This window comes from Proteus mirabilis HI4320 (assembly GCF_000069965.1).
In the GTDB taxonomy this organism is placed as follows: Bacteria; Pseudomonadota; Gammaproteobacteria; order Enterobacterales; family Enterobacteriaceae; genus Proteus; species Proteus mirabilis.
The window spans coordinates 1,363,057-1,376,205 of record NC_010554.1; the positions used below are offsets into that span (position 1 = coordinate 1,363,057).

General features: G+C 36.3%; 11 protein-coding genes. 6 read left to right on the forward strand and 5 right to left on the reverse strand.

The window, feature by feature from the left end; genetic code table 11:
• Window positions 1–2: 2 nt before the first annotated feature.
• Together PMI_RS06220 and PMI_RS06225 are read left to right on the forward strand one after the other, a co-directional pair.
• Window positions 3–359 (forward strand): DUF1283 family protein, encoded by a 357-nt coding sequence (locus PMI_RS06220; protein WP_004242992.1) that lies wholly within the window; start codon window positions 3–5, stop codon window positions 357–359.
• 49 nt (window positions 360–408) lie between these two features.
• Window positions 409–645, forward strand: a complete 237-nt coding sequence (locus tag PMI_RS06225) for a DUF1161 domain-containing protein (RefSeq protein WP_012367945.1) — start codon at window positions 409–411, stop codon at window positions 643–645.
• Window positions 646–874: 229 nt separating this feature from the next.
• On the opposite strand, the gene bioD is transcribed toward PMI_RS06225, so the two are convergent.
• From bioD to PMI_RS06240, 3 genes are all read right to left on the reverse strand, one after another.
• Window positions 875–1,546, reverse strand: a complete 672-nt coding sequence (bioD, locus tag PMI_RS06230; RefSeq protein WP_004242994.1) for a dethiobiotin synthase — start codon at window positions 1,544–1,546, stop codon at window positions 875–877.
• Window positions 1,547–1,741: 195 nt separating this feature from the next.
• A complete protein-coding gene (mlc, locus tag PMI_RS06235) occupies window positions 1,742–2,953 on the reverse strand; it encodes a sugar metabolism global transcriptional regulator Mlc (RefSeq protein ID WP_004242997.1) in 1,212 nt (403 codons plus the stop codon).
• 129 nt (window positions 2,954–3,082) lie between these two features.
• A complete protein-coding gene (locus tag PMI_RS06240; protein WP_012367946.1) occupies window positions 3,083–3,997 on the reverse strand; it encodes a LysR family transcriptional regulator in 915 nt (304 codons plus the stop codon).
• A gap of 138 nt (window positions 3,998–4,135) precedes the next feature.
• On the opposite strand from PMI_RS06240, the gene PMI_RS06245 reads away from it, so the two are divergent.
• The gene (locus PMI_RS06245) at window positions 4,136–5,401 is read left to right on the forward strand and encodes an MFS transporter (protein WP_004251149.1); all 1,266 of its coding nucleotides are present in this window, start codon (window positions 4,136–4,138) and stop codon (window positions 5,399–5,401) included.
• Between the two features lie 472 nt (window positions 5,402–5,873).
• On the forward strand, window positions 5,874–6,803 hold the full coding sequence (gene tus, locus PMI_RS06250) for a DNA replication terminus site-binding protein (protein ID WP_012367947.1): 930 nt from the start codon (window positions 5,874–5,876) through the stop codon (window positions 6,801–6,803).
• A gap of 75 nt (window positions 6,804–6,878) precedes the next feature.
• On the opposite strand, the gene fumC is transcribed toward tus, so the two are convergent.
• Window positions 6,879–8,276, reverse strand: a complete 1,398-nt coding sequence (fumC, locus tag PMI_RS06255; RefSeq protein ID WP_004243002.1) for a class II fumarate hydratase — start codon at window positions 8,274–8,276, stop codon at window positions 6,879–6,881.
• Between the two features lie 574 nt (window positions 8,277–8,850).
• Between fumC and PMI_RS06260 the strand changes: the two genes are divergently transcribed.
• The gene (locus PMI_RS06260) at window positions 8,851–10,524 is read left to right on the forward strand and encodes a YdgA family protein (protein ID WP_012367948.1); all 1,674 of its coding nucleotides are present in this window, start codon (window positions 8,851–8,853) and stop codon (window positions 10,522–10,524) included.
• 81 nt (window positions 10,525–10,605) lie between these two features.
• Here PMI_RS06260 and PMI_RS06265 read toward each other — a convergent pair whose 3' ends face one another.
• Window positions 10,606–11,565, reverse strand: coding sequence for a hypothetical protein (locus PMI_RS06265; protein ID WP_012367949.1), 960 nt, complete (start codon window positions 11,563–11,565; stop codon window positions 10,606–10,608).
• A gap of 559 nt (window positions 11,566–12,124) precedes the next feature.
• Here PMI_RS06265 and add point away from each other — a divergent pair.
• Entirely contained in the window at window positions 12,125–13,126 is a 1,002-nt protein-coding gene (add, locus tag PMI_RS06270; RefSeq protein WP_004248098.1) for an adenosine deaminase, read from the forward strand.
• The last annotated feature ends 23 nt before the right edge of the window (window positions 13,127–13,149 follow it).

The window sequence follows — 13,149 nt, forward strand, 5'->3', positions numbered from 1 at the left end:
TTATGATAAATACGTTAACTAAGAAACAAGCAACAAGGACTCTGCTATTTTCACTATTTCTTGGTTTATCCGTGTCTTCTTTTTCTTCTGTTGCAGCTTCAACAAATGTAACCATTAATGGCAATGGCTATGATAATGTTTTAGATAAAGAGCAAGCTCGACAAATGAAAGAAGATTGGGATCAAAAACGCGATCTCCGTAATAAAATCAACCAACGCGAAAAAACTGAGTTTAATAAAATAGATAAAGCTATTGATGAGCGTGATGCTTGTTTAAAAAGCGCCAATATCTATGCTTACTGGGAGCCAGAAACACGTCGCTGTTTAGACAGTAATACTGGTCGCCCAATTAACCCTTAATATAAATAAAACAATGATGTTTTAAAAATCAAGCAAGGAGAGAAATGTTATGAAAAAATATCTATTTGCATTACTGGCTACATTGTTCGCATTTGCACCTTTAGCCGCAAATGCTGGATGTGATGAAGTCGTTCAAGATATTCAACAAAAAATTGAAAATAATGGTGTTCCTGCGGCTAACTTTACCCTAACAGTGGTTGAAAATGATCAAGTTGCACAGACTGAAGGTAAAGTTGTAGGTACTTGTGAAAATGATTCTAAAAAAATCATTTATACTCGCCATTAATCATTGATTTAATAGAATTAATAGCTAAAAAGGGTACTTTGTGTGCCCTTTTCTTTTTTAACCTAAATAGCGATTAGGCTATTAATATTTAGTATTCATTGTTAAATAAAAAAACACCCAATGAGTTAACCCATTAGGCGTTGATAAGTAATAAGTAAAACTAAATATTAATAGGAAATAAGTTATTGAATAGAAATAACTTATTTTTATTCTCTTTAATTGACCTTAACTAAGCGGGTTGAGCGATTTCTAACTGGCTTAAGTCAAGATAACAAGAGAGATCACGTTCTTCAGGGCGCAATAAATACGGGATTTCACCAATCAATGGGGCTGGAATATGTTGAGATAACCTTTCTACAATTTTTGCATAGTGCGGTAACCCAGGATTAATTCTATTAGCCACCCAACCAACTAATTCTAAACCATCATTAATAATAGATTGCGCGGTTAGAATTGAGTGATTGACACAACCAGGTTGGATCCCAACCACTAGAACAACAGGAATTTTTTCTTTAGCAACCCAGTCTGAATAAAAAGTATTATCATCAAGTAAATAGCGCCAACCACCATTTCCCTCGATAACAACGCATTCAGCTTTTTGGCCCAAATTATTTAGTTCACTTGAAATTTGATGGAAGTCTATTGCATTTTCACTTACATAACAATTTTCTAGCAAAATAGGGTTAATTTCGTCGTAGCGAGCGTCAATAGGTGAGGAATTATGAATAATCTGAGCATCACGATTACGATTACCCTCAACCGTTTCATGTAATTCGGTTGCGATAGGCTTAAAGCCCACTGCTGTTGTCCCGCCACGATTTATTGACTGAAGAAGTGCTCGGGTGACAACAGTTTTACCTATGTTGGTATCTGTCCCCGTAACAAACAAGCGTGTTAACATATAATTTACTTCCGTTATGACAGATAAATCAGGTTTACGAAAAATGACAGAGATTAGAGTTTAGGGTAACACTGTTTATGGTGGCTTGAGTTAGCTCAATTTTTTAGTTAATTGAGTAAAAATAGGGTAATGTAAGTGATCAATTGGCCTACTTCTCTATGCATAATACTTTAATTATACTTTATTGTATTATTATTAGCCTTGCATTAACTCAAGTAATAATGAGCCATTATATAAGGCTTCTTTTACTAGTGATGCCGCTGGCAATGTGCCTTTATTGCGCAATTCTGTTTCTTCAATAACCAAGTTATGGGCATATCTAGGTAATACATGGTGTTGGATACTACTAAGGATCAGGGGGAAAAGTGCAGATTTTGCTCTACACAGAGGTGAACCTATTAATATTTTTTGAGGATTAAAAATATTGACCATCACGGCTAAAATAAAACCAAGTCGTTGCGCCACTAAATTAATGATGTCTAATGCTTGTTTATCACCAATTAATACAGCATCACATAGCGTTTCTACCGTAATCGGATATTGATTAAGTATTGAGGTGGGATTTTCTTGCGCCAAGTGCTGTGCTTTTTTAATTAACTGAGGGATCGATATTTCCGTTTCTAAACACCCTTTTGCACCACAATAACATTGCGTCTGTGAATCAATAACTTTTGTATGCCCTATTTCGACGGCACTATGGCTGTTTGAATGTAATGTCTTTCCATTAGTCACAACCCCTGCACCGACAATATCATCAATAACAATTTGCAGAATATCGGTGTTATTTTTGGCTGCACCATAGAGTGATTCAGCCATCGTCCAAGCCGTTACACTGTGTTGTAAGAAAACAGCAACACCTGTTTTTTCCTGAATTTTATCAGCCAGCGGAATATCTTGGATAGCATAGTAAGGAGAGCTATAAATAACGCCACTAATCGGATCAACAATTGCATTCATGGTAATACTAATTGCAGTAAGGCGCTCTACTCTTGATTGATAACGTTGAAAGAATGTATCTATTGCAGCAAGGAAATGATGCAAAAAAGCATCACTATTTTGTTTAGGAAAGTCGAAGGTATCTTCAACAACTAATTGATTATCTAGCTCTCTTAAACTAAAAAGTAGGCTACCATTATTTACTCGAATACATAAAAATTGCCACCCTTTGCTCTCTAACTTTAAACCAACAGCCGGCCGTCCTCGAAATCCTAACCCAGGAAATTCTGTTTCATGAATAAGGTGTGCTTCGACTAATTCTCGCGTAATTTTAGTAATACTGGCAGGCGCAAGTGTTGCTTTTTTAGATAATGAGATACGAGAAATAGGACCATGTTCATCAATTAATCGAAAAACAGTGCCAAGATTAAATTGTTTTACATGATCAATATGGCTAGGCGGGATCCCCATTTCATCTTATCCTTAATAAAAAAGCCGTAATTAATTCGAAGCTCTAAATAATTATTTTTCGATTATGTCGTCAGTTTGTGATAATTGTACAATAATTACATAAAAATCGTGATGGAAAGCACATATAAATCAAGATTTTTGATCTTCTAAGATATTTTTTAGCAATAATTGAGTCAACCTGTTGGCCGCAGCGGGGATCGTTCGTTTGTTATGAGAAACTAACCATACTTCAGAGAAAGCATTCGAATTAGCAAAATGCAGATAATGCACACCATCAACTTTCATGCGGGTAAATGATTTTGTCACAATAGAAATCCCTAATCCGGCAGCAACAAGCCCCAAGATGGTCATCGCCTCTCCGGCTTCCTGTGCTATCGTTGGTGTAATTCCCGCAAGGCTAAGCAATTGAATAATTTCATCATAAAGCGCCGTTCCTACATCTCGCTCAAAAAATACAAAAGGATATTGCCCAATATCTTGAATATTTACGCCTGTTTCTTTGTATGCAAGTAAAGGATGCCCTTCATAAACTGCCAAAATAAAAGGTTCACGAAATAGGAGCTGGTGGTGCAAATTATCAGGTAACACCGTATTACGCATAATTCCCAAATCGATGTGGCCAGTTAATAATGGTGATATCTGCTGTTTGGTATTCATTTGATGCATATGAATACCGACTTCAGGATAATTTTCCCTAAATTGACGCAAACTTAACGTAACCAAATGCATAAAAGGTGTTGTTGAGGTAAAACCAATTGAAATTTCACCTAATTCTCCTTTTTCCATTCTTGATGCTCGTGTCGCTACCGCCTTAACTTGTGCCATAATTTGATAGGATCCTTTTAAAAACATTTGTCCTGCCGGGGTTAACGAAACAGAACGATTGGTTCTTTCGAGTAAACGAGCCCCTATCTCACTTTCTAAGGCTTGTATTTGCTGACTTAAAGGAGGTTGGGAAATATTTAATCTCTCAGCTGCCTTACCAAAATGTAATTCTTCAGCAACAGCAATAAAATAACGTAAATGGCGAAGTTCTATATTCATAATTTGTATTATTCGTTGATGTAAATGCCTATTGATACTTTAAAAGTCTTATTGCTAATAATTAATATATTAGACAAAAAAATCAAATGTTTCTAACATTGATATAAATCAAATTTAAGTATTGGATAGCCACTTTTTATGGACACTCATGAAATAAGCAGTAAAAACATGGCCCTAAAAGAAGATGTTTCTATCAACACCACTTCTAAACCAAACAGTCCGAAACACTATATCCAGCGTGATGACGCGCTTTATATAAAAGTGACAGTGTCATTTTTTATGGTTGGTTTAGCCACTTTTGCATTACTCTACTTTGTGCAACCTATCTTACCTATCCTATCAAAAGAATTTTCAGTCACCCCAGCAACCAGTAGTCTTGCTTTATCGCTTTCTACAGGTCTTATGGCTTGTGGTCTATTGATTACAGGGCCTCTTTCTGATGCGTTTGGTCGAAAAAATGTGATGGTTATTGCGTTATTTTGTGCGGCTTTTTTCACACTATTAAGTGCCATGATGAATAGCTGGACGGGGATTTTAATTACACGAGCACTCGTAGGACTATCACTTAGTGGTGTTGCAGCCGTTGCGATGACCTACCTTAGCGAAGAGATCCATCCTGCTTATCTAGCCTTATCGATGGGGCTTTATATTAGCGGTAACTCTATTGGTGGTATGAGTGGCCGTGTTATTACTGGTGTTTTGAGTGATTATTACTCTTGGCGTGTGTCTGTGATTATTTTAGGTATTTTTGCCCTTGTTGCTGCTATCATTTTTTGGCGAATATTGCCGACATCACAACATTTTAGGCCAGCAACCTTAAAACCACGTAATCTTCTTATCACAACTAAATTGCATTTTAGAGATAAAGGACTCCCTCTTCTTTTTATTGAAGGTGGCTTGTTAATGGGAGGGTTTGTAACTTTATTTAATTATATTGGTTATCGCCTATTAGATGCACCTTATTCATTAACTCAAACAACCGTTGGTTTAATTTCAATTGTTTATTTGAGTGGAACTTATAGTGCATCGAAAGCAGGCTTATTAACCAATAAATATGGATTAGGTAAAGTGTTTATTGCCGGTGTTTCTATGATGCTAGCGGGTATATTAATTACACTATTTGACTCTCTAGCAATTATTTTTATAGGTATGCTTATTCTAACTACAGGTTTTTTTGCTGCCCATGCGGTAGCAAGTAGTTGGGTTGGACGTCGAGCTAAACGAGGACGTGCGCAGGCCTCTTCCCTTTATCTATTTACCTATTATGCAGGCTCGAGTATTGCGGGAACACTAGGTGGGATCTTCTGGGTCAATTTTGGTTGGCTTGGTGTTGGTTTGTTTATTGCTTTTTTAATGTTAACCGCACTATTAATCGCACTGCGCCTTAATCAAATAGCACAATAAAAAGTCATAATTTTCTATCTGTTAATTTATAAAAACCTATTGATAATAAAGAAAATTGTGACTTTACTTTGCTTTTTTTAGTATGGAGTCTCTATTTTGAAAAGGACAACAACCATGACTTTAATAAAATTACCAATAATACTAGCAACACTATTATTTACATCTATATCTGTTGCCACAGTAGACAACTGTCCACCGACTAAGCCAGATTGTGTAGACGAATATACAGCTTTTCATTACCCTCCTGAAGAAGATTAAAAATAAAACCAAGCTAGCTTAAAAAAACCGCATATAACGATATTTAAGAAAAATATCATCAACAAAGTGCCCTTTTATCGCTATACTGTATAAATAAACAGTATAGCGTAATTTTTTAATTTTCACCCTACTAGACGATATACATTCCACTGAAGTTTATGTATTGTTTTTAATAACGGCTAATTGTATGTTGTAACTAAATAAGGTTATAGAGATGAGCAAATATGATGCAATACAGCGATTTAATCTCTGTTTTCAACAACTTGAAACAGAAATCAATGCTCTTACCGATTTTCTTCGTCAGTTAAAGCAACTTCCTTCTGCGGTTTTTGAATTACCTGAGGTAAGTAAAGAAGATGAACATGATGAGATAACAAATGTTACAGTGTCACCTAGTTATGATCTTGATGCTTTAGAACTCTCTTTAAAATTAATGACCAATCTCTTTATCTATGATAATGCCCCACATGTCAGTAGCAAGCGTGCGATACGTTTACCGGGGGTACTCTGTTTTAGTGTCAGCAATCCTGTATTTAAGAATGTAAAAACACAAGTAGAGAGCATTAATTCATTAAAAAAACAGCTTTCAGATATTGTGACGAAAGAGTCTGGTATTTCGAAAGAAGAACGTTTTGATTTTGTCCATAATCAGCTAAAAGGCTTAATTACACTTAATGCTTATCGCACCCTCACCCTACTTTCTGATCCTGATACAGTACGTTTTGGCTGGGCCAATAAAAACATTATAAAAAACTTAACTCGTAATGATGTGTTAGCTCAGCTAGAAAAAAGTCGAGAAGCCAATCGCGCCGTACCTCCTTATACTAGTGAACAATGGGCTGAACGTATCGATAAAGAGATAATGACCCTTTCACAACTCCCGGAAAATGCCAAATTAAAAATTAAGCGTCCAGTGAAAGTCCAACCTATTGCCAGAGTTTGGTATTCGGAGCAACAAAAACAGGTACAATATGCTTGTCCCCTACCATTATTAGCTTTCTATATTGATAAAGCGTCGGATTTTAAGCCCATAATAGGTGAATTAGCTGATTATGATGTGAATAATATTCAAATTCGCCATCGCCCTAAAGCCAAAAAGTTACAATTACTTATTCCACGCTTACATTTATATCTTGAAAAATAAGCAATAGAAAAAAAATCCCGCTATCTGGGATAGCGGGATCCAATATTGTACTAGATAAAATAAGCGTATAATTGCTTATTTTTTCATACTACCAACCATATCTTCTGGACGTACCCAGCTATCAAATTCTTCTGCTGTCAGGTAGTTCAGTTTCAGTGCAGATTCTTTCAGCGTTAAGCCCTCTTTATGAGCTTTCTTCGCGATCTCTGCAGCTTTGTCATAACCGATATGGGTATTTAATGCCGTAACCAGCATTAAAGACTCATGTAATAATTTATTAATACGCTCACGGTTTGGTTCAATACCAATAGCACAATGCTCGTTAAAGCTACGCATACCATCAGCCAATAAACGCACTGATTGTAGGAAGTTATCAATAATCATTGGGCGATATACGTTCAGTTCAAAGTTACCTGAAGCACCACCGATATTGATAGCAACATCATTACCCATAACTTGAGCGCACAGCATGGTCAACGCTTCACACTGAGTTGGGTTCACTTTACCTGGCATAATGGAGCTACCTGGCTCATTTTCTGGAATAGAAATTTCGCCAATACCGCAACGAGGGCCAGATGCTAACCAACGTACATCATTAGCTATTTTCATTAATGAGGCAGCTAAACCTTTTAACGCACCATGAGAATGAACCAGTGCATCACAGGTTGCTAATGCTTCAAATTTGTTAGGAGCCGTGACAAATGGCTGACCTGATAATTCAGCGATACGTTTAGCAACGCGAACTGCGTACTCAGGATGTGTATTTAATCCTGTACCAACCGCCGTTCCTCCCAACGCAAGCTCACACACATGAGGAACTGAATCTTCGATATGTTTGATATTATGCTCAAGCATCGCCGCCCAACCGGAGATTTCTTGACCTAATGTAAGTGGTGTCGCATCTTGCAGGTGAGTACGACCAATCTTGACGATATCATGGAAAGCTTCTGCTTTCTCTTTAAATACTTTCAGTAATGATTTTAATTCCGGCAGTAAATCCTGACGTAATGCGATAACAGCAGCGACATGCATGGCCGTTGGGAACACATCATTTGAACTTTGACTTTTGTTAACATCATCATTCGGATGAATTTTGCGTTCCATGCCACGGATACCACCTAGTATCTCACTACCACGGTTAGCTAACACTTCATTCATATTCATATTTGATTGAGTGCCAGAACCGGTCTGCCAGATTGCTAATGGGAATTCAGTTGGGTGTTTACCTGCCAGCACTTCATCAGCAGCAGCAATAATTGCATCTGCACGTTCTTTAGGTAATAACCCGAGATCCATATTGACACCGGCGGCGGCTTTTTTGGTTAAAGCAAGCGCGTGGATCAGTGCAACAGGCATTTTTTCTACTGAAATACGGAAGTGTTCTAGAGAACGCTGCGTTTGAGCTCCCCATAACTGGTCAGCTGGTACTTCGATTTGTCCCATTGAGTCTTTTTCAATGCGAGTGGCTGCCATTTCAATCTCCTTAAGTACACAGAATAATTGATTAGTTCCGAATTACTTTCTAGTAAATAACTCGGATACAGCTATCATGCCATAAATAGAATAATAAATATGAGAGCTAAAGCGAGCTTATGAAATTTATAACAGAATGAAATTGGTTGATTTTTCTGATTAAATGAGGTTGGCTCACGATAATATTGGTGTTTTTGCTCTCTATTTATAACCATATTAATTACAAGCTTTTATTCTGTATCATAAATACAAATATGGCTTAAATAAATATACTTTTAATCCAAAAAAGACCAAAAAACGACATTTTTATCTTTAATTGCCTTATTTAAGTTATCTATAATTATTTCTCTTTAAACTCATTGTGTTAGCTTATAACTAAGTAAGTTCTGATTGCGTTCTTATTTCACTAAATCTATATTTACAGAGAATATAGATAGCAATTAATATACGCTAATTATCTATATTCATATTCAGAGTATTGATAACCAAAACCAATTTGTTGGATTGTTTAAGGGTAGCAAAACAATCTTAAGAACGTATGCTACGAAGCATACACAGAGGATGGACTAGAATTATGAAGAAATCGCTTGTCGCTGTTGGTGTTATTGTTGCACTAGGTGTTGTTTGGACCGGTGCATCATGGTACATGGGCAGTAAAATTGAAAGCCGCTTACAGGAAGAAACCAAACGCACTAACGTTCAATTAGCGCAACTTGCTAAAGAAAGCCAATTAGGTGCGGATATTAAACTTGAAATTCGTGACTATAAGAAAGGCGTCTTTACTTCTACTGCTGATCTTGCGGTTGTGATTTCAGAGCATGCCAAATCAGATGAAGATAAAAAAGTAGAAGAAGTGCTCTTTAAGACGGATATTGACCATGGGCCATTCCCTCTTTCTGATATTGCTCAATTTAATCTAGCTCCTAAGTTAGCAGCAATGAATAATACTTTAGTGAATAATGAGACCACTAAAGATCTATTTAAGTTGACCAAAGAGCCATCATTTATTGATATGCACTCTTCTTTATCGTTTGATGGCAGTGTATCAGGTAAAGTTAACATAAATCCTATTAATTACAGCAAAGATGGTAGCCAGTTAACAACATCTGCGTTTCAGATTGATTTTTCTTCCGATAAAAATGCAACAAACATCTCAACAGCAGTAAAAGGTGATGAAGTCATTGTTAAGAAAGGTAATGATGAAACCTTTACGCTGAAAAATATTGCAGGCTCTGTCGAAGGAACTAAAGTTAAAGACGATCAATATCTATTTGATACACAAACACTGAACTTTGGCGATATTACCTTTACGAGCCAAGATAAGTCATCTAATTTCACTTTAAAAGATACTTCTCTTGCTACTAAGAGCCAAATTAAAGATAAATTATTCTTTATCACTCAAGATTATAGTTTTAAATCTCTTAATGTTGGTGGTTTTGATTTTGGTGCGGGTAAATTTGCTTACTCAATTGATAAAGCAGACCCAGATGCGATGTTGCTATTAACAAAAGTTTATAACAGCACCTTCTTACCTTGGAATCAAAATAAATACGATAATTCAGCGATGATTGAGCAAGCTGTACGTGATGTTTTGGAAAAAGGTTTAGTATTCCGTATCGATGAAGCATCGCTTACCAATAGCAGTGGCGCAAGCAAACTAAACTTTAAGTTAGATTTAAATGCGTTCAATGCTGATGCACTGAAAAAAGAAGACAAGGCGCCTTCAGTTCTGTTTAATGAATTGTTTAATAATATCAATTTTAATATCGATCTTTCTGTACCAATGCTAACGGAGTTCCGTAGTACCACACAATACCTTGATGTTATGCGTTATTCTGAAAAAGGCTTAACAGACGAAGATAAAGCTGAAATTCAGAAAACAACCGCTAACGACATGGCACAGTTAAAAACTGAATTACAGCAAAATATCAATCAAATTTCTCAAGACGAGAAAGATGCTCTGCCATTGATGCTGTTATCACAAGACGGTAATAAACTGTCTTTAAACCTGAACTATGCTGCTGATAAATTTACTATGAACGGTAAAACTTACAGCTTTGATGAGTTTATGGAAGTAACACAAGCCCCTCAAATGTTAGGTTTAGCGGCTATGTTATTTGGTGCAGGTGCTTCTTCTTATGATTATGATGACTCTGATTATCCTGAATATTCAGAAGAGCCAGATCAAAATGATGCAATAGAAGAGCCACAAGTTGAAATCCCAGCGGCACCTGCTGAAAACAATTAATTTTAGTCACTGATAGCATACAGTCACTAATCAATAAAGCCCCCTATCACCATTCTTATGATAAGGGGCTTTTTATTGTTATTAACAATCACAATGAGGCTTAAACACTTCGCGTGTGCCCCAATCTTCTTTACAACATGAATCAATCGCTTTATGCATTATTTCTGCAAGGGTATTAACTGTTGATATAATAGTAGAGAGCTCTTCACAAACATGACGACACGTTGAATTATCTTTATTCAGATCAGGAAGTTTAGGTAATGTTAAACTGTCACATAGAATTTCTTGCAGAACTAAAGAAAAATTAGCGATACCTGTTGTGTATATATAAGAGCGTCCTCCCGTCATCTGCGCTAAGCGCACATACTCTTTCGTGATGTTATCTCTATCAGCAATAGTAGGAAAGCGATCCACATTAGAGGGATCATCATTAGGCGTTCCCTGATAAGTATATACTTTTACTTTTTCGCTTCTAGCAACCACTATTGCCTCATTGTTTTTAAGCACAGCGGCTTGTGTTAATACACCTCCGCCACCTTCCATACCTTCATCACCTAAGACAAAAATTGCACGACGAGCGCCATCTCGCCAATCGAAATATTTACACACATCAATGACGGCTCGGCATAAATCTTCTTTATTTCCAGCATGATCTCGTCCATCAGCCTCTTTAAATGGCGCTCTTGCTTGTAATTTGTGAGCAGATACACCTTGTGTCATTAAATAGTCAGTCACTGAGCGATCGAACTTAGTATTATCCCACGTACCTTCTATTCCTAAAAAAGTGACTCTTAAACTTGATGGGCAACGTCCTAATGCCTTTTGAACAGCATCATCTATTTGTTGACTTAAATCAGAAGATTCATCAGCCATTGAGCCACTTGTATCTATTACCACAACTAAATCTAAAGCAACATTGCCATCTCCTGTCTCCATTTGTGAACTTAAAGTAGGGTTAGCAGATGGTGGCGGAATTATTGGTTTAGCTATTTGTTTATTACTATCATTATTTATTAAACTATTATTTGATTTTCCATTCATATTCTCGCTCCAATATATGCAATATTAAAAATAAAGTGATTAGCCTTTTTCTAGCAAGAATATATTATGATTTTATTTTGTTTGTTCACTTCCTTATTAAATATAATAGATTTGTTGTTTTTTAATATCCCAATATTATTAACAATAATTAATAAAACAATCACTTTATTTATAATTAGATAATCAGCCCTTCCGCTAATAGACATTCTTAATTCTTACTAACACCTATCAGTATATCTGATAGCTTATATCAAAAACTATGATATGTTTGTTTTTAAAGGAAAAATTACATTTTCAGCCAAGTTGATAAGAAGCATCAACTATACTGAAAAATAAAGATAATAAATGTACAGTATTAATTTAAAAATAATTTTTATCATCGAAAAATACAAAAAAAACGCCTCTTTATGTATTAAAAATAAACAACTTCAGTTTAATTTATAGTGAATCAATTGAAAATCATTCATAATAATAGGCAATTTATTACTTTATTCCCCTTAAAAGAAAGTCACCATAACAAGTGGATTTTCATTATTATTATTAAAAAGGAAAATAACACGTGATTGACACACAGTTGCCTTTAACCGATTTGCACCGCCATTTAGATGGAAACATCCGTCCGGAAACAATTTTAGATTTAGCACAACAACATAATATTGCCCTACCTGCCTATGAGCTAGAAACATTGCGCCCACATGTGCAGATAACTAAAAATGAGCCTAGCTTAGTGAGCTTCTTACAAAAGCTAGATTGGGGCGTTGCTGTACTCGCCGATTTAGACGCTTGTCGCCGTGTTGCTTATGAGAACGTCGTCGATGTTGCTAATGCAGGTATTGATTACGCAGAATTACGCTTTTCACCTTACTATATGGCCATGAAGCATCAATTACCGATTGAAGGTGTTGTTGAAGCAATTATTGATGGTGTACAAAGTGCCTTACACACTTATGATGTTGAGATCCGTTTAATCGGCATCTTAAGCCGTACTTTTGGTGAAAATGCCTGCCAGCAAGAATTAAATGGTCTATTAAAACATCAAGATAAAATCACCGCACTTGATTTAGCTGGCGATGAATTAGGTTTCCCTGGGCATTTATTCCAACCTCACTTTAACCGTGCTCGTGATACTGGCTGGAAGATCACCGTTCATGCAGGTGAAGCGGCTGGTGCTGAAAGTATTTGGCACGCGATTAAAGAATTAGGGGCAAGTCGTATTGGTCACGGTGTTAAAGCCATTGAAGATCCCCGTTTGATGGATTATCTCGCAGAGCACCAAATTGGTATTGAATCTTGCTTAACCTCAAATATTCAAACCAGTACTATTGCCTCTTTAGCACAACATCCTCTTAAGAAGTTCTTAGAGCACGGTATTATCGCCTCGCTCAATACTGACGATCCGGCCGTGGAAGGTATTGAGTTAAAACATGAGTATACTGTTGCTGCTCCTGCGGCGGGTTTAACTGCAGCACAAATTCGCCAAGCACAAATTAATGGTCTTACTATGGCTTTTATTAGCCAAGCTGAACGTGATGCATTAATTAAAAAAGTGAGTTTAGGTTAATATTAACGAAAAATACCGCCTTA

Coding starts and splice junctions, on each gene's coding strand:
- bioD (WP_004242994.1), bottom strand. CDS start 1,546: ATGTTAACACGCTTGTTTGTTACGGGGACAGATACCAACATAGGTAAA.
- PMI_RS06260 (WP_012367948.1), top strand. CDS start 8,851: ATGAAGAAATCGCTTGTCGCTGTTGGTGTTATTGTTGCACTAGGTGTT.
- tus (WP_012367947.1), top strand. CDS start 5,874: ATGAGCAAATATGATGCAATACAGCGATTTAATCTCTGTTTTCAACAA.
- PMI_RS06220 (WP_004242992.1), top strand. CDS start 3: ATGATAAATACGTTAACTAAGAAACAAGCAACAAGGACTCTGCTATTT.
- PMI_RS06240 (WP_012367946.1), bottom strand. CDS start 3,997: ATGAATATAGAACTTCGCCATTTACGTTATTTTATTGCTGTTGCTGAA.
- mlc (WP_004242997.1), bottom strand. CDS start 2,953: ATGGGGATCCCGCCTAGCCATATTGATCATGTAAAACAATTTAATCTT.
- fumC (WP_004243002.1), bottom strand. CDS start 8,276: ATGGCAGCCACTCGCATTGAAAAAGACTCAATGGGACAAATCGAAGTA.
- PMI_RS06225 (WP_012367945.1), top strand. CDS start 409: ATGAAAAAATATCTATTTGCATTACTGGCTACATTGTTCGCATTTGCA.
- PMI_RS06245 (WP_004251149.1), top strand. CDS start 4,136: ATGGACACTCATGAAATAAGCAGTAAAAACATGGCCCTAAAAGAAGAT.
- PMI_RS06265 (WP_012367949.1), bottom strand. CDS start 11,565: ATGAATGGAAAATCAAATAATAGTTTAATAAATAATGATAGTAATAAA.